This is a genomic window from Myroides injenensis M09-0166 (genome assembly GCF_000246945.1).
Classification (GTDB): Bacteria; Bacteroidota; Bacteroidia; order Flavobacteriales; family Flavobacteriaceae; genus Flavobacterium; species Flavobacterium injenense.
The window spans coordinates 1-19,098 of sequence record NZ_BAEX01000014.1; the positions used below are offsets into that span (position 1 = coordinate 1).

Annotated in this window: 13 protein-coding genes; 2 read left to right on the plus strand and 11 right to left on the minus strand. The window is 29.6% G+C overall.

What is annotated here, in order from left to right:
• From RH98_RS03710 to RH98_RS03750, 9 genes are all read right to left on the minus strand, one after another.
• Entirely contained in the window at nucleotides 1-309 is a 309-nt protein-coding gene (locus tag RH98_RS03710; RefSeq protein ID WP_010250641.1) for an OmpA family outer membrane protein, read from the minus strand.
• Between the two features lie 223 nt (nucleotides 310-532).
• Nucleotides 533-1,462 (minus strand): PorP/SprF family type IX secretion system membrane protein, encoded by a 930-nt coding sequence (locus RH98_RS03715; protein WP_010250643.1) that lies wholly within the window; start codon nucleotides 1,460-1,462, stop codon nucleotides 533-535.
• Nucleotides 1,463-1,473: 11 nt separating this feature from the next.
• A complete protein-coding gene (locus tag RH98_RS03720) occupies nucleotides 1,474-2,748 on the minus strand; it encodes a T9SS type B sorting domain-containing protein (protein ID WP_010250645.1) in 1,275 nt (424 codons plus the stop codon).
• A gap of 897 nt (nucleotides 2,749-3,645) precedes the next feature.
• Nucleotides 3,646-4,953, minus strand: a complete 1,308-nt coding sequence (locus tag RH98_RS03725; RefSeq protein WP_010250647.1) for a DUF4374 domain-containing protein — start codon at nucleotides 4,951-4,953, stop codon at nucleotides 3,646-3,648.
• A gap of 41 nt (nucleotides 4,954-4,994) precedes the next feature.
• Nucleotides 4,995-7,334, minus strand: coding sequence for a TonB-dependent receptor (locus RH98_RS03730; RefSeq protein WP_010250649.1), 2,340 nt, complete (start codon nucleotides 7,332-7,334; stop codon nucleotides 4,995-4,997).
• A gap of 248 nt (nucleotides 7,335-7,582) precedes the next feature.
• Nucleotides 7,583-8,491 carry a 23S rRNA pseudouridine(2604) synthase RluF gene (gene rluF / locus RH98_RS03735; protein WP_010250651.1) on the minus strand — a complete coding sequence of 303 codons (909 nt, stop codon included), beginning with the start codon at nucleotides 8,489-8,491 and terminating at the stop codon, nucleotides 7,583-7,585.
• A 50-nt stretch (nucleotides 8,492-8,541) separates the two neighbouring features.
• Entirely contained in the window at nucleotides 8,542-9,366 is an 825-nt protein-coding gene (locus RH98_RS03740; protein WP_026038727.1) for an alpha/beta hydrolase, read from the minus strand.
• A gap of 40 nt (nucleotides 9,367-9,406) precedes the next feature.
• Nucleotides 9,407-10,186, minus strand: a complete 780-nt coding sequence (locus RH98_RS03745) for a zinc ribbon domain-containing protein (RefSeq protein ID WP_010250655.1) — start codon at nucleotides 10,184-10,186, stop codon at nucleotides 9,407-9,409.
• Between the two features lies 1 nt (nucleotide 10,187).
• Complete coding sequence (locus RH98_RS03750; protein WP_010250657.1) at nucleotides 10,188-11,282, minus strand: Nif3-like dinuclear metal center hexameric protein; 1,095 nt, start codon at nucleotides 11,280-11,282, stop codon at nucleotides 10,188-10,190.
• A gap of 70 nt (nucleotides 11,283-11,352) precedes the next feature.
• Here RH98_RS03750 and lpxK point away from each other — a divergent pair, with 70 nt between their 5' ends.
• Both lpxK and RH98_RS03760 read left to right on the plus strand, forming a co-directional pair.
• Nucleotides 11,353-12,378 (plus strand): tetraacyldisaccharide 4'-kinase, encoded by a 1,026-nt coding sequence (lpxK, locus tag RH98_RS03755; RefSeq protein ID WP_010250659.1) that lies wholly within the window; start codon nucleotides 11,353-11,355, stop codon nucleotides 12,376-12,378.
• Nucleotides 12,350-13,165 carry a purine-nucleoside phosphorylase gene (locus RH98_RS03760; protein WP_010250661.1) on the plus strand — a complete coding sequence of 272 codons (816 nt, stop codon included), beginning with the start codon at nucleotides 12,350-12,352 and terminating at the stop codon, nucleotides 13,163-13,165. Before lpxK ends, RH98_RS03760 begins: the two co-directional genes overlap by 29 nt.
• Nucleotides 13,166-14,612: 1,447 nt before the next feature.
• On the opposite strand, the gene RH98_RS03770 is transcribed toward RH98_RS03760, so the two are convergent.
• Nucleotides 14,613-16,394 (minus strand): MutS-related protein, encoded by a 1,782-nt coding sequence (locus RH98_RS03770; protein ID WP_010250663.1) that lies wholly within the window; start codon nucleotides 16,392-16,394, stop codon nucleotides 14,613-14,615.
• A gap of 277 nt (nucleotides 16,395-16,671) precedes the next feature.
• Complete coding sequence (locus RH98_RS03775) at nucleotides 16,672-19,056, minus strand: TonB-dependent receptor (protein WP_010250664.1); 2,385 nt, start codon at nucleotides 19,054-19,056, stop codon at nucleotides 16,672-16,674.
• Between the last annotated feature and the right edge of the window lie 42 nt (nucleotides 19,057-19,098).

A 19,098-nucleotide genomic window follows, 5' to 3' on the forward strand; every position in this document is an offset into this window, starting at 1 on the left:
TTATCTATAATAATTATTTATATCTTCTATTTCACTTGCTGTACTAATATCACTATACAATTGACTGTACCAATGATTTGCTTCAATATACAATCCATTATCATAAAAAGAACTTGCAAGTCCTAATAAAATATCTGTAGAACGTTCACCTTTCTCAACTAATTTTTCATAACTTTTAATTGCATCAGCATAAGCTAATCTTTCTATTTGCTCATTAGCTTTTTTTACTAATGCATTTTGCCCATAACTTACATTAAAGAACAAAGTTAGCACAGCTAATATTCCAATCTTGTAAATATTTTTTTTCATAATATATATTGTACCTTTTAAAAACTTAGTTGATATATTTTATCCAATATTATTTTACATTTTATAATTCTGATTTTAAACTAATATCGTATTGAATTTTTTTTACGAAATTAAGCAAAAAACACACCATTTAAAACAACACTCTATAACAAAATAAAAATAAATCGTTTTAAAACTATAACATTAAATAGTTTTCAAATATATTAAATAAAATCATCAACCTTTAGAAGAAACGAGAAGTTGTTACTTTACTAGTACGATTAAATAAATCAAATCTCAAAAACACTTCATGTGAACCTGAATTATATCTTCCTAATTTACTAGTATCTGCATCATATGTATAACCAACAAACACATTATCTGTTACTTGAATACCTGCTAACGCACTTACTGATGCATCCCAACGATAAGATCCTCCTACTGTGAATCTATCTATTATTAAAAAGTTTGCTGTTAAATCTACCTGCAATGGTGCACCTTCAACTGCTTTAGCTAAAAAAGCTGGTTTGAATTTCAAACTAGGATTCAAATCAAAAACATAACCTCCTATTAAATAATAATGCATCTTTTCTTTAAGCAACTTCGTACCATCCTCTTCTCCAATATCTGTACTCAAAAAATGAGGTATCGAAAAACCTAAATAAGCTTTATCTGAATATAAAAATAATCCTGCTCCAATATTGGGATTAAACTTATTATTTACATTATCTGGCATACCAATTGATTCATACCATGATAATTTTGTGTAATCCATACTCAATAAATTACCAGTACCTTTTAATCCAAAAGCTAACTTATAGTCTTGATTGACATCTATAGTATAGGAGATATTTAAACTAAATGTATTCTCATCCATTGCTCCTATTCGATCATTTGTATAATTTACCCCTAGAGATAATCCTGAATCACCTATTGGAGATTCTACTGAAATATTTGCTGTTTTCGGCGCTCCATCTAAACCTACCCACTGAGTACGATATAATCCAAAAATACTTAATACTCCTCGTGAACCTGTATAACCGGGGTTAATGTTAGATGTATTATACATATACTGGGTATATTGTGGATCTTGTTGTCCTAACATATCTGTTGTACCAAAAAATAGCATTCCTAGAATTAAAGCACCTATTTTTAAATTTCCTTTTACTTTCATTGCTCTTCCTTTTAATTGTTTTCTAAATGTAAGTATGCTGCTTTCTTAACCCAACGTGATCCACTTGCATCTTGTACTTCATATTGAACAATATAATAATAAGTCCCTGATGGCAATTTCCCATTACCGATGACTCCTTTTCCTTCTGCTTTTCCTGTAAAGACATTCTCACTACCATCGCCATTGCGGTCATAATTATTTGTATTATATACTTTCGATCCCCAACGGTTATAAATCTCTACTTTATTTGGATAACGGTTTATATTCTCTATTCTAAAATACTCATTTGTCCCAGCTCCTGGCGTTACAGCCGTATAAATAATTACTTCATCGTTGTAATGCTCATCTACTAATCCCAAAGTAAATACTCCTGTCGCATTTACTGCTATAGGTGTAACTACTGTTTTATTCTGAACATCTACTACTCCCCCCTCATCTTTCCATTGCTTGTTTGACTCATCCCAACTCAAAACATGTAAAGCTAGACCATCAGCTTTGTTATAAATACTACTTGGTGTGGTTGCCTCATTCCAACTCAAAGTTAAGATTACAGCCCCATCTTTAACTGAGGTATTTACATCCCAATATTCAGCATTATCTATCTCTACTATGGGATTCTTTCCTGAAGTATGAGGGCGACTAGTTAAAGGATTCTCATGCTTATATTCTGCACTAAACAAATCCTTTATACCTTTACTATCTCCTAAAGTTATTGGACGGTAATGACTACCATCTCCTACGGGCATCTCGCGCTCTGTTTTTCCTTCGCGTTCAACTGGTCCTACAACGTGTCTATCATCGTTAACTCCACTTATAGTAGCTCCTTCAAAATAAGTAATAGTCCCTGATAATGGTACATTTACAACTACATGACCGCGCTCAAAATCACTTTGACCAGCAATACTTATAGCGTTTTGAACATCTATGCCTTTCTCACTATCAAAAGATACATTGTTGAAAAAAGTAGGATTCTCTCCACCTGTAATCAAAACCTTCTCTCCACTCTTCTCAAAATAAACTTTACCTGTCTTTAAAGTTGGTGCATAACTAAAACTTCCTTCATTATGAAAGTTGTTAAACAAAAATAATTCACCATTATTCTCAAAATTACCAACATCGACATTCTCCAAATTAAACTTACTGGATACTATTGTGCCTGGACTTATATAAAAAACTCCAGCATTACTAACTACTTCAGAAGTTTGTACTTCCTGAGCTTGAACGATATAACTACCTAAAAGCATACCAGTAAAGAGCAATCCACTATAAACTTTTCTTACTTTCATATCTATAACAACTCTTTATTTATTATTATTTTTTTTATTCAAGTACAAGCAGCACCAACCAAAAACATTTAACACACCTAAATATTAAAAACAAAATTAACAATTTTAAAGTAATTAAAAAACATTTTTTAACATTATAAAGAAAACAAACTTAAATAATTAAGTTATATAAACATATTATACATCAAAACCCTTAAAATTATTAGATAAATAATACTTAAAAACAGCATTGCTAGCGTATAATTTTGAATTTTATATACCGAAACACATATTAACTATCATTTTGCATAATTTTATATCAATAAACAACAATACATCTTATAATGATTCTTTTATATTTAAATAAATAAAATTCTCTATAATTATTTTGCGCAATTTATAACTTGAATTCTATCACAGAGTGTTTAAATCCAATAAACAAACAAAAAAATATAATTTTATATAAAAACAGTACATTATACCATCATTTAATATAAAAATTACCATGTCAAATATTTTTTAACATTTAAACATTATTAGTAAAATCTCAAAAACAATATTCATATAAAAAATTATTCACTAATTGTGACTAATTAGAAAAAAACTAAAGCAGTAGAAATCAATTACCTTTCAAAAATCACGAAAGAAGAAAAAACTCAAAATATTATCTTTTAATAATAAAAATGAGTGTATATAATTGATCCTTAAATTATACACATTTAATAGTTTATCTAATTAGTAGTTTATTTACTACTTTAATATTAAGTCAAAAAACATGCCTAGTTAAAAACTAATGAGTATATAATCAATTTAATCAATACTCCTCATATGAATAGTTGTAAAATAAGAAAAGGCTGTGTTAAAAAACACAGCCTTTTCTCGTATAAAACATCTAACTAACGATAACTATAATCAATATTATTTATTAGCTATTTTTCCAATTGTTCCAATACTTCCATCACCTAGGTCTTTAATTTCTAAACCAGCTGTTGCAACTGCTGTTCCTGGATCTAAAATGTAAACATTTGACTTAGATTCTGCAGTAATAGGTAAATAAACTTTTCCTTTCTCAACAAAAGGAGTACCTGCTGTTCCAATATTTTCAGAAGCTGGCAAGCCTTTAATCCATTTAAAATCACCATTTTTAACGTTAAAAACAGCTAATTTGTTTGCACCTGCCATATTTGAAGCATTACTAGGATCTGCAAACATATTAAGTAAGAAATAATCACCACCTATTGCAAATGCTTTATAAACTTTAGTACCTGATATTTCTTGAAGATCAAAATAATAATTTTTATCAAATTCTTTTTTATTAACGTCAAATTTTAAAACTGCACTTGGCTTAGAAGAAAAGTCTTGCCCACTTTTCTGAGTTGCATTTGGTGAAAAAGCATAAATATTACCATCACCTGCTTTTCCAATTGTTGATACACGGCTAGAACGGTAACGTGCAACTGCAAAACTCATTCTATCATCTTTAACAACTTTTTCAAGTACAACTTTTTTATTAGCATCTGATGCTCCTTCATCAAATCTAAAAATTGCTAACCATACTCTATCTCTAAAATCTGAAGTAGTATCCTCACCTTTCAACTTCATCGGCTCAATAGCCATTAAAAAATGAGTATCATCGATAATTTCTAAACCAGCAAAGTTCGCATATTCTCCTTTTTCTGCAATTTCTTCTACATTAACATTAGAAGTAAATGCAACTCCACCTGTTTGACCATTAATAAAATTAAACGCTTGCGCTTTTTTATTATCATCAGTCAATACTCCTCCAGTTGTAGCAATCATATATTTACCAAAGCTCGCGATAAACTCCTCTCTAGTTGGTAGATCAATTGTTGCGTTTTCTTTTAATTTTCCTTCAGGAGTTAATAACCAACTTTGAGATCCAGCAGGGTCACCTTTACGATATTCAAAAACATAAGCTCTATTTCCACCATGTGTAAAAATTGTAGTTCCTAAGGACTTTTGTCCATTACCACTAACAGAAATACTACCTTTAGTTAAATCTGTAGTTGTCAAAAGTAAATTAGTACTTGAAGCAGAAGCCCCAATTATATAACGTTCTACTAATTCTGTATCAGGATCTGTGCCTGGTTCTTCACCACCTGTGCTTGATTTTGATGAACTATTATCATCACTTGAACATGATACTAAACTAAATGCTGAAAATACTAAAGCTAAGAATGCTCCTGTAAATAACCTTTTTTTCATTTTAAACGTGTTTTGATATATTATATTTAATATTTATTTTCTTAATAAGTGTATCTTATTTTAAACATGAAATTACGACCTGGTTTTTGGAAACTGTAATTATCATAAGCTAGTTTATCGAAGACATTGTTTGCCTCTACACTTAAGTGTATTTTATTGTTTAATAAACTATAAGAAACATTAAAATCGTGTACTACTTGAGATGGAATCCATTCAGGATTTTCACCAATACCGGCAAAATCATAACTATAATGATCGATGTAACGAAGATTATAGCCAAAATTTAATGTGTTATTTTTCTTCCATATATCCTTAAAGATTAAACCTGCATCAAGTGCTCCAAAGAAGTAAGGTTCATTAGGAACGCGTTCATTATAATATGGATTTTTAACTCCAAAACCTCCGATAGTGTATTTTTGTTTACTTCGAATATTTTGCGTTGTCAAGCTTCCTCCTACTTGTAAGAAATCATTATATATATAACGTGCTTCAAAATTCATTCCTATACTCTCTACTCCACCTATGTTGACACTATTCGCTCTAGACCCCATTCCATAAGGATTTTTTCTGATATAATCTTCTGTTTTTCTATATACAAAACCTGCATCTGCAAAAACAGAGTGAACTTTATCAACTACTCCAGCATAACTTAAGTTAAAGTTGAAATTATTTCCATGTTCTGGCTTTAAATCAGTATTTCCCCAAACTAAATCACCATCTCCAAATAATTCACTATCTGTTGGTAATCTAAAAGTTCTTTCAAATGAAGATTTTACTTGAAAATCTTTCCATAAATAAGTTGCAGCAATACCATATCCGTTTTCATCTACAGTAGTTGACTCTCCCTGATAAGTATGTTTTATGTGATAATGTTTACCAAATACAGAAACATTAAGATTATCTAGAATATTATATCTATAAGATAAAGCTGAAATATTTTTCATGCTTCTACGAGTCAACTCACTATTTTTTTCTGCTTCTGTTTCTTTAACAGCTAATGGATCTTCCGTTTTTCTATTAAAGTAATAAAGTACAGTATTTGCACTAAATGAATGTTTATCATTTATTTTATATGAAGCACTAAAAGATGTAGTTCCATTGTGATCAAAGAATTTAACCATTGAAGGTCCACCACCTGATTCACCTTTTTTCTGAGTCTTAACTCTTTCTCCCGCCCAATTATATTTATAAGCAGAAGTGTCAATATTTTGGTTATAACCTCCATTATAGTTAGAGGTAAGACTTACATCTAATCCCTCAAAAAATAGATTCTTTTTACTATATTCTAACGAAGGCATAATTGTAACTGAACGACGTTTTTTTTGTCCAAAAACTTTATTCATTATAGTCCCCGTTTGCACTCCTTTTTTCCCCTCGCCATAGGTAAAACCTACTAATAATCGATCTGCGTAAGATTTATCTACAACTCCTACTTTAGCGACAACTGTAGCTGTCTGAAAGCGATCATTGAAACGTTTTTCCCAATGTTTTTCCTTGGAATATATTCCTGATTGAAGATCAACTATTGGTACTAATACTTTATAATTATTATCTGAGTAATTTTGAAAAGCATTAACTTGAAATGTTAAGCCATTATCAAATACCTTACTTACATTTAAATGACTTTTATAAGTATTAAAAGACCCGGTTGTAAAAGAAGCATCGATTTTAGTTTCTTTCGATTTATTAGTTATAATATTTACAACCCCTCCTAATGCATCAGAACCAAATTCCACAGGAACAACTCCTTTATAAACTTCAATTCTATCAACCATAGTAATTGGCAGATTATTTATCTTGAATTCATTACCAAAACCTTCCATTGGTACGCCATCAATAAAAAAACGAATATGACGTCCACTGAATCCATTCATAGAAAAAGTATAATCAGATCCTTCTGCTCCATCTTTTCTAACTTTTACTCCCGAAACCCTGTCTAATGCCCCTGAAACATCTAGAGAAGAATTATAAAGAGGCTTTGCATCAATAGCGACAACATTATAAGCAGATTCTCTAACTTTTTCAATTGGCTTCTTAACGTTAAGTACAACATTATCTAGAAACTCAGAATTTTCAGTTAAAACAAAATCTTTTTTAAAATGTTCACCCTCTTTAACTTCAAACGAAAACTCAGAGGTTTCATAACTAACGTGTTGTATAATTAACTTATATTTTCCAGGTTTTCCCATTTTAAACTTAAATGCCCCCGAATCGTCAGTTAATTCATTAAATCGTGTATTTTGTAAAGATACTGTAGCAAAATCTATAGGTTTACCTTTGCTATCTTTGACAGTACCTGAAATCACTATTGGTCCATTTTGTGCATAACCCATTGTTAAACAACATATAAACGCAATAAATAAAAGAAGAACTTTTTTCATTTGGTCAAAATTGTAGTAGTAGTGTTATTAATAAATTAATTTAGACTTGTTATAAATTAAAGGCAAATATAATGAGTATATATACAAATCAAATATTTATCAAGAATAAATTAAAATAAAAACATAATAATGACTAAAAAAGTCATAATAAAAACACAAAAAAATAACACTTATATTATGTTATAATGAAAAACTAAACAGCTACAATTAAAACTCAATTTTTTAAATAAAAAAAGGGAGAATTACTTCTAATTCTCCCTTCTTCTATTTAAACGCTCATTTTTGAGCTTAATTTCACGAGGTTTACTATTGTTTTTCTCCCTATCGAAATTCTTTTTACTTTTCCTTACACCTTGACTATCCGTCTGCTTCGCTAAACTTTGTTTTTTTCTAATAGATTGTTGACTGACTTGATTCTCATCCAAACTCCCTTCCTGAGTCATAATTGAAGGCTCTATCAATCTATTTAATTCTTGTAATTCTGCAGAAGTTAATTCTCTATATTTCCCTAATGGAATATCTAAAGAGATATTAATAATTCTAACTCGCTTAAGAGCGACAACATCATAGTCAAAATATTCACACATCCTTCTGATTTGTCTATTTAAGCCCTGCGTTAAAAAAATACGAAAGACATTTCTACTTATAGGTTCTACACGACATTCTTTAGTAATCGTATCTAATATAGGTACACCAGCTCCCATTCTTTGTAAGAAGCGTTCTGTAACAGGTTTATTAACAGTAACAATATATTCCTTTTCGTGATTATTTTTTTGACGAAGAATTTTATTAACAATATCACCATCATTGGTCATAAGAATTAATCCTTCACTATCCTTGTCTAGTCTTCCTACTGGAAATATTCTTTTAGGATAGTTTATATAATCAACTATATTATTTCGCACATCTTGATTAGTCGTACACTCAATACCTACAGGTTTATAAAAAGCTAGATAAATAGGTTTCTCATTGGTATTTTTAACCAATTTGCCATCTACTATAATTTCATCTGCTTCGCTGACCTTTAATCCCATCTCAGGAACAACACCATTAACCACAATGCGTCCTTCTTCAATTAAACGATCTGCCTCTCTTCGTGAACAATATCCTATTTCGGATAAGTACTTATTTAACCTAGTTAATTTATTATCTTCCATAGCGCAAAAATAGCTATTTATAATTAAGGATAAGAAATGAAATACAACAACTATGATATAAAATTACCAATAGTTTGATATACTTCAACTCCCTGTAAAGAATGCCCATATAAATCTGTATAGACAATTGTATGATTAGATTCTTTAAATACCTTGTGAAAAATTTCACATTCTTCTAACAAGACAATTTCATCTCGCTTATCATGAATTAATAAAAATTCTGCCTTAGCAGATTTAATAAATAAATGACTTGCATAACTATCGATTGGCATATTAATCAAGCTTTCAGCATACCTCAATATACCATCTTCTAACTTTTTATTATAGCCCATCATTTTACTATAATTCAAAAGTACATCGCCAAATTTATCCAAACAACCAGTTAAGACAACTTTTGAAATAAACTTGTATTGCTCTTTTGCTAACTGGGCAAGTAAAGCAAAAGATCCTAATGAATGAGACACAATAATAGTAGGCTGAAACTTTGAAATTACAGTACCGATTAACTCAGAGAATTCAGGAACATTAAATCGTCTTCCAGGACTTGCTCCTAATCCTCTAGCATCAAACCCGATAATACGATAATTCTTACCCAGATATCTAATTAAGGGTTCCCATCTCGCTGCATTACTTTCCCAACCGTGTATCAACAAAATTAAAGGTTTATTTTCTAGATCTTTATTCCACAAATAATACTGTATAAAACTATCTTTATAATCAAAGCGGTTAATATCAGATTCTTTTAATATTTGTGGTAAATCTCCATGTAACTTCCCTGCTCTTGGTTTACAAAACAAATCAAAAGCAATAAACACGCTTTTCCTTTTATTAAACTTGGAAAAGATATTAAGAAGACAACCTATAATTTTTTTCATATTAAAAAAAAGCCTCTTAAGAAGAGGCTTTTTTAATCATTTATATTTTTGCGATTAACGCGTCGATTTTTTCTCTTTCTTCAGCTGCTAAAGCGCTGTCTACAAGAATCCTTCCACTGTGCTCATCTGTAATAATTTTTTTACGAGCTGCAATTTCTACTTGCGTTTGAGGTGGAATTGTAAAATATGATCCTGCTGAAGCTCCTCTTTCGATTGAAACAACTGCTAATCCATTTCTTACACCATTTCTAATTCTTGTATAAGCTGTCAATAAACGATCTTCGATTTCAGCTTTAAACTCTTCTGATTTCTCTAGCAATAATTTTTCTTCACGTTCTGTTTCAGACATTATGCTATTTAATTCAGCTTCTTTGTGAGCTAGATGCTCCTTGCGTGAAGCTAATTTAGCTTCTGTTTCACTAATACTTACTTTTTTGTGTTCGATACTAGCTTTTAATTCTTTAATATGCTTCTCTGCAAGTTCAATTTCTAAATTTTGAAATTCAATTTCTTTTTCTAAAGAATTGTATTCTCTATTATTTTTAACTTGTTCTTGCTGTTCAGTATATTTCTTAATAGCTTCTTTAAACTCCTCGATAGCTATCTTTTTATCTTTGATCCCAGCTTCAATGTTGTTTAAATCTACATGTAACTTTTCTAAGCGTTTGTTCAGTCCAGCTACCTCATCTTGTAAATCTTCAACTTCTAGAGGTAATTCTCCTCTCATACTTCTAATTTCGTCAATTCTAGAGTCTATTAATTGCAAATCATATACTGCTCTTAATTTCTCCTCAACGGTTAATTCTTTTTTCTTTGTCATCTTATAAGTAGTTAACTGGATTCGTATTTACTGTTGATAAAATAACTGCAAAAGTAGTCAATTTTTTTGAAAGATAGTCAACTATATAATTTTTTATATATCTCTCACTCTCAAAATGACCGATATCTGCTAAAACAATTTGATTTTCAGCCAAGTAATAGTCGTGATATTTTAAATCTGCTGTAATGTAAGCATCTGCCTTTTGTCCAATAGCATTTTTAATGGCAAATGCACCAGATCCACCTAATACGGCAACTCTTTTTATTTTCTTGTTTAAAAATTTACTATGTCTAATTCCACCTGTCTGTGTTTTCTCTTTTACCATTTTTAGAAAAGCCTGCTCATCCATCTCTTCTTCTAATTCTCCTATCATTCCCATGCCCACATTTTGAAGTTTATTCTCTAATAAATAAATTTCATAAGCTACCTCTTCATATGGATGACTATTGAATAAATTAGCTAATACTTTTTGTTGTAAATGTTTTTCAAATGTAACTTCAAGTTTAACCTCCTCTACAACTTCTTCTTTAAATGGCTCACCTATCACTGGATTACTATTTTGATTTCCTCTAAAACTCCCTTTACCATTAGAAATAAAACTACAATGATCGTAATTACCAATTGCACCAGCTCCCGCTTCAAATAGACTTTTTCTTACTTTCACTAAATCATTAATAGGTACGAAAGTCACCAGTTTATAAACATAATTCTGCTTTGGGATTAATATCTTACAGTTTTTAATACCTAACGTATTACAAAAAATTTTGTTTACACCTTCTTGATGATTGTCCAATGCTGTGTGAATAGCATATATAGCAATATCGTTTTTAATTGCCTTAACTATAGAGCGTTCTACATAGTTTTTCCCAGTAATACTCTTCAATCCGTTAAATAATATTGGATGAAAACAAATTATAAAATTACATTTTTTATCTATTGCTTCTTCTACTACTTCCTCTAGAGCATCGTGACATACTAATATTCCAGTTACTTCTAAATCATAGCTACCAACTAAAAGACCTACATTATCAAAATCTTCAGCATAAGCTAATGGAGCTAGTTCTTCTAACACTGGAATAATTTCTTTAATCTTCATTTTATTATTTTAAAATGTTTTATCAAACTTATATATTTTCTCAAAGATAAAAAAATGGTAATTTCGTACTATGCAAATACTACGAATAATACTTTTCCCATTTTCAATATTATATGGGATAATTACAGATATAAGGAATTGGTTTTATAAAATAAACCTTTTTAAAAGAACTTCCTTTTCAATACCAACAATAGTAGTTGGAAATCTTAGTGTGGGTGGAACAGGGAAAACACCAATGGTAGAATACATTATTAGATTAATAAGTACTCAATACAATATTGCTACCTTAAGTAGAGGCTATAAAAGAAAAAGTGAAGGCTTTAAAATGGCAGATAACACTACAAAAATGGAAGATATAGGAGACGAACCCTTCCAATATCACACTAAATTTTCAAATATTTCAGTAGCTGTTGATTCAAAGCGAGTAAATGGAATCCAACAAATTCTAAAAGAAAAACCACTAACACAAGCTGTAGTATTAGACGATGCTTTTCAGCATCTCCCAGTGAAAGCTGGATTATATATTTTACTAACAACTTATAACGAACCTTATTATAATGACTATATGTTACCTACTGGAAATTTAAGGGAAACAAGAAAAGGTGCTAAACGAGCAGATATCGTTATCGTAACTAAATGTCCAAAAGGCTTAAGTAAAGAAAATCAGAGAGATATTACTAAAAAATTAAATTTAAAAACAGGACAATTGTCTTTTTTTACGTATATTGATTTCAGTAACATTGCATATTCAAAGACAGCTTCAATAGATGTAGATAAGTTAGAAGAAGAAACATTCATCTTGGTAGCTGGAATAGCTAAGCCAGAAAGTTTTTTTAATCATTTAAAGAATGAAAAAACGCAGTGCTTAACCTATCCTGACCATCATAACTTTACTTCTACAGATATAAAGCTTATCTTGTCTAAAGCAAAAGGCAATAAAATTATAACAACAGAAAAGGATTATGTCAGATTAAAAGACTTAATACCTTCTGATCAATTGTATTATTTACCAATTCAAACTTCTTTTATTAACGATAAAGAAGAGTTTGATTTAAAACTTTTAAACTATGTGGGAGCAAGTACAAGAAACAGTTAAGTATCTTAATGAGAAAACAAATCATTTCAACCCTGAAATAGGTATTGTATTAGGTTCTGGGTTAGGAAATTTAACCGCTGATATTAAAATTGATTACGAAATTCCGTATTCAGAAATTCCAAATTTTCCAGTATCCACTGTCCAAGGACATAAAGGAGCTTTAATTTTTGGTACTATTGGTGGTAAAAAAGTAGTTGCGATGCAAGGTCGTTTTCATTATTACGAAGGGTATGAAATAGCTAAGACTGTTTTTCCTATTAGAGTAATGAAATATATGGGAGTAAAAACATTAATTGTTTCTAATGCTTCAGGAGGTGTAAATCCTTCATTTAAAGTTGGAGATATTATGATTATCACAGATCATATTAATGCTTTCCCAGACCATCCACTACGCGGACATAATGATGAACGTTTTGGTCCTAGATTTGTTAATATGAATGATGCATATACAGGTAGTTTAATCAAAGTTGCAAAAGAAGTTGCAAAAGATAAAAACTACGATATAAAAGAAGGAGTTTATTACGGATTACAAGGTCCTACATTCGAAACATTAGCTGAATATAAAATGGTAAGAGCTGTTGGAGCGGATTGTGTTGGAATGTCAACTGTGCCAGAAGTTATTGTAGCTCGTCATATGGATATGAATGTATTTGGTATTTCAGTAATCTCAGATATGGGTAATGAAGACGGAATTGTAGAAGCTCATCACGAAGAAGTATTAAAAGCAGTAGAAGCTGCTGAGCCAATTGCCAGAGGATTAATCAATGAATTAATTGCCAGAATCTAATAAGTTTGGAATTTGTGTTTATATATTATAGAAATGGAGGTTTGTATTCAAACCTCCATTTCTTATTTTTACAGCTAATAAAATTACCTCTTTATGGTTTTCGATATTGCTTATCTCTATCATTACAAAACATGTTTAAATTATGTAGAAAACAAATAACGCCTCCTCTACTTAACAGAGAACTATCCTATTTTGACTTGTAAAATTATATTGATAAGTCAACTGTTTATGTACAAAAAATTTATTTCTTATTCTGACTGTAGTTTCTAATTAATTGCATACTCTATCTTTCTAATTGGTATAAATACTTTGTTTTCGGTATGATCAATGCATTAATATAAAATTTGACTTCTTGACTAATCTATTATCATTTGAGTATATCTAAAAATTGTTCAATTTAATTAATCAGTAAGATTGTTACTAAATGCAATATGTGATTAGCCTTTTATTTTTTAATATCACAAAAATTATTAACTCAAAAATTATTTAATACAACACTAATGAGCGAGATAATAGAATAAATAACAAAATAAATTGTAATTTTGTACTGTAAATCAGTGCTCTTACTGATAAACTAAAACAAAATTACACAAATCAAATTTTGATTTCTCTCCCTAATTGACTGTAAAAAAGTCAATCTTATTTCAACTATTTTTCCAGTTTTTTTAAATTTTAAACAGTGCTCATCCCAATGTTGTTTGGGTACGGTAGCAGTTTTATTCGGGTACTCTTTTGGTAAACACTGTAAAAATGGGGCTCTACCCGAACAGTACTGCAACAAATCAGCTATCTCATTACCTGAACCATATCTTACCCCCTGTAAACACAGTGTTTTACACAATAATCATAATTACATAAATACCTAAAAAAGGTCATTTTAAGCCATTATTTACCTTATAAGTAAATAAGTACAATGATTTTCTATAAAGCTCTCACTAATAGGATTATAGAAAGCAACATTTATATAGAATTTAAATATGAAGTAAATGAGTTGTATCTGCAAAAAACATTATAATCCACGTAAGTATATAATTATACATATGCCCATACTAAGAGAGGTTATTGATCACGACTGACTTATTCTTTATCTTTTTATTAAATAGTCTTTTGTAGGCAAATATTAAATTCATCACTTTAACCAACGTAACTCAATATAAAACAACCATTAGTACTATTAATTAAAAAAATTGCAATAAACTGTAATAAACTTACTTCTATATTACTACTGCCATAACGTATAAGCAAATTTTACATTATCGTTTTAATAGTCCATGATGTCTTCTTCAACTCAAAAAATGTTTGTTAAAAGAGCTTTAATCGACATTGAAGAAATACATAAGAATGCTAAATCTCCAATATATTTAATTTAGATACTCCCTTATTCACTTTAATGAGAAAGAGAACAAGTAACATTTCTTATTTTTTAGCTAAGATTTTTAAAAAAAGGCTAATCAATTATCTGCATCTTTTTCATTATAAAAGTTGCATTCTTATTTTGACAAACTCCATCTCTGATTTTATAATCAAAATTCAAATCATCTTCTTTGATTTCAACTTCAAAACATTTATTAATTAGAACTTCTGGATAGACATGGGTAGTATTACATACTTCTAAATCATGGGTTGCTATAACTCCATAGGTTTGTTCTCTTATCAATTTATGTATCACTCCTATTGTTCCACTTTGTTTATCGTCTGAATTAGTACCTCTTAAAATTTCATCTAGCAAAACAAAACAAGGCTCAACCTGAACTTTTTCAATTATCATTTTTAATTGTTTAACCTCAGCATAGAAATAAGACTCACTATCTTCTAACGAGTCGGTTAATCGCATAGAGACGAAAAGAGGTAATGGAAAAAAAGCAGCTTGATTTGCACAAATAGGAGCACCTATATTAGCCAATACTAAATTCACACCAACGGTTCTTAAAAAAGTACTTTTACCCGACATATTAGAGCCAGTAAGAATTACAAATCGTTGATTATTAAAACTAATATCATTGCACACCCTTTTTTGTTCATTAATGAGAGGGTGCCCTAGCTCGTTAAAATACATTTCCCCTCCTTCTTCACTTACTGTAGGAAAAGTATATGTACGATTATTATAAGAAAAGTTTGCTAATGAATTTAGTGCTTCCACTTCACCTACAATTTCTATAGCAGTTTGAACCAAATGTCCTTTCTCTTTTTTCCACAATAAAAATCTATTTAATACATGAACATGATATTGTACAAAACCATTAAAGACAACCATTACAAATAAATTGGCTACTGTTTCTAATTGCTCAAATAATCTTGAAAGAACTTTTAACTCTTTACTCGCATGAAAAGAATCTTTCTTTAATTCTTTTAAGAAACCTGTCATTTTATTAGTTGTGAAATGCTCTTTCTCAATTCTTTTAATGATAGAACTATAACTATTAATCGTTTCATGAACTTTATCTGCTCCTCCTAATTCTTTTTGAATAGCCTTTACATTACTAGAGGCAATTACTAAATTAATTGAAAATAAAAAAGAGATTAAATAGCCAAATAAAGTACTATCACTACTAATAAAATAAGCTATAATTGATAAACCTAAGAGAATAGGAAACACATATGCTAAAACAATTCTACTTTTACTCAATAACTCTACAGATGAATTACTCCACGATTTTAAACGTTCATAAGCTAATTTATCTAGATTTGAAATTCTGCTGTAAGCATTTATTTCTTGTCTCCACTCTACTTTTTGAGATAGTTCTTTAATCGTATCTTGATTTTCAAGAATATTTTCTTTGTCTAATTTATATTTCAACAAAGTAGCTAACTTATCTTTCCCTATATAAGAAGACGTGCGATTCAAATATTGAAACAAAGATTTCTTACCAAAAATATCTAAATCAAACGCATAAGGATGATCTGTAGTAATAAATTCACTACCATCATCGAAAGGTCGTTCATCTTTCTCTAAAAACGCGACTTCATCTTTATTAATATCCAATAGAGCTTGCACATATCTCATCCTCCATGAATACTCGGCATGAATTTTAAGTAAGATTATAAAAGCAACTATACCCGCACCTGTTATATATAAAAAAGTACTATCTGCTCTAGAAACTGCTAAATAAAAAAAGTAAACTATTGCGAAGAAAACTATTAATCGGATTGCTCCTACTATCCTATATTTACTTCTAATCTTATTATATTTTTTTTCAAATACTTCTTTTCTCTTTGTATAAATTTCCATGTATTATTTCTTTTTAGTCGCTCTCAGACGAATATCTATATAACATCGCATCTCAAAATATGCTTGTTAAGCAATAGTAGTTAACTAATAAGATTTAAAATTTTATTAGCAATACACAACGTCAAGAGCTGATAACAAATATACTGTATTAAAATAATCTTGCTTTACCAATCGCTAATTAAATCTCCACCAATATTAATAAATAATAAAAAAGCAGTAGCCTCTTTTTACAAGAAGACTACTGCTTTAACTAACCTAAACTATAGATAATATCTTTTTAGAAATAATAACGGAATTTCCCCATAAAACTTCTGCCTGGTTTTTGCAAACTAAAATTATCGTAAACTGCTTTATCAAATACATTGTGTGCTTCAAAAGTAAACTGAAACTTTTGCTCTTTACCAAAAGTATAAGTAACTAAAAAATCGTGTGTTATCTGATCGGGAACAGTAAACTTACCACCTTTAGATCCTAACGAAGGCCAAAATAAATAAAATTCCTTCACATAAAATAAAACATAACCTAATGTTAAATTATCATCTTTAAATATTTTATCAAATGTATAATTAACATCAGCATTCCCATACATATAAGGAATATTAGGCAACCTATCTTTATAAAGAATATTATTACCACCTTTAATTTCCTTTGAGGCATTTACTAAATTTTGATAGGTACCACTTACTCCGATGTTAAAATTATTTTTAAAATAATATCTTATTTCTCCTTCTACTCCTGTGTTCTTAACTGAAGACTCATTTACAAAAGTAGTATGCGTCTGATGTGTATTTAAATCAGGTCTAATAAAATCTCTCGAATCTCTATAAAAACCATTAATATCTATATTTAACAAATGATGTTTACCAAATTTGGGATTAAAACTAACCCCTAAATTATAATTATAACTTAATTCTGGTTTCAACTTGTTATTACCAGCTATACTTACTTTATCACCGAACATCTCATTTGAGTTTGGCAACCTTATACTTTTCTCATAAGAAGCTTTAATTTGTAAGTTATCTAAAACAAAGACTGACCCAGTAGCACCAAAACCAAAATAATTATGATCCGCATTATATCCTTTATAAGCATAATCCCCCCAATTTCCACTAGGATTATATGATTCTGTATAATTTATACGTTGATAATAATATTTCCCAAAACCTGTAATACTCCAAGTTGCATTAGGAGTAAACTGATAACTTAAACCATTTATGTTTTTCAACACTTCCGCTGGTTTCTCAATTACAAGATCATTAGGATTTAATTTATCACTCCCTTTTCGCTTAAAAAAGTTTATAGTATTACTAAAGGAAAAATTGTGCTTATCACCAAGTTTATAATTAACAATAGAAGTTACCATTCCATTGTTATTTTTGTATTTATACATCGTACGGTTACGCTCACCTCCTTTTACATGATACTTATCCTCAAAATCAATATAATCACCAAGCCAATTATAGCGTCGGTAAACTGTATCTATTACTTGGTCACTTCCTAAATTATAATTCGCATTAATGCGTACATCAAGTCCCTCTACAAATAAATTCTTTTTTTCATATACAAACGTAGGCATTATGATATCGCCTCTAGTATGTAAATTTCCAAAAATCTCTACTGTTCGAGCTCCTGTTTGAATTTCTTTATATGATTGCCCTAAATTAATTCCTACGGCTATTTTATCTGCAAAAGATTTCTTTACTAAACCAATTTGTCCTACAAAATTTTCATTATGGTATTTATCATGAAAACGCTTTACCTTTATATTTCTACCAATTATCTGACCTGTAGATATATTATTTACATCTGCGCTGACCTTATAATCATTATCTGAATAATTTTGGTAAGCATTTAATTGAGTAAAGAAACCAGTCTTTTTATCTACATATACAAAGTTCACATTCGTTCTATGCGTATTAAAAGAGCCATAAGAATAAGACATATCTAATGTTGTCTTATCATAAGTATTAGTAATAATATTAATTGCCCCACCTAATGCATCTGATCCTAAACCTACTGGTACTACTCCTTTATATATTTCAATTCTATTCGCAAGATTTACAGGTATATTATTTAATTGAAATGCAGAACCAAAATTATCCATTGGGATACCATCAATAAAAAACTTTATTTGATTACCAGAATAACCATTCAGAGATATATTCATATTAGACCCCACACCTCCATCTTCACGTACTCGGATACCACTTGTTTTTCCAAGAGCATGACCTAAATCCATAGATCTAGAGTGTAACTTTACTGCATCTACTACAGCAACATTATAGGCTTTTTCTTTTACTTGTTGTACCTTAGTTTTAGCTTGAATACTTATTTCTGCCAAATTGTAATTATCTGGCTTTAATACAATATTCAAATCCATAGTAGCACTATCTATGATTATCTTTCTTGAATAAACTTCATAACCTACATAGTTTACTTCTAACGTATAACTTTTCCCCTTACTTAATTTAGTTATAGCAAAATTCCCTTTAGAATCTGCTTGACTAAATTTATTATTTTCCTTAACCACAACCGTAGCTCCTAGTAATGGTTCACCTTCAGCATCTTTAATAGTCCCAATAATTTGTGCATACTCCTGGGCTATAGAATTTTGAATAGTTCCTAAAGAAAAAATAAAAAACAATAGTAAAATTTTTCTCATCTATTATAGGCTTTATAGTAAAAAGACAATCCTATAATAATT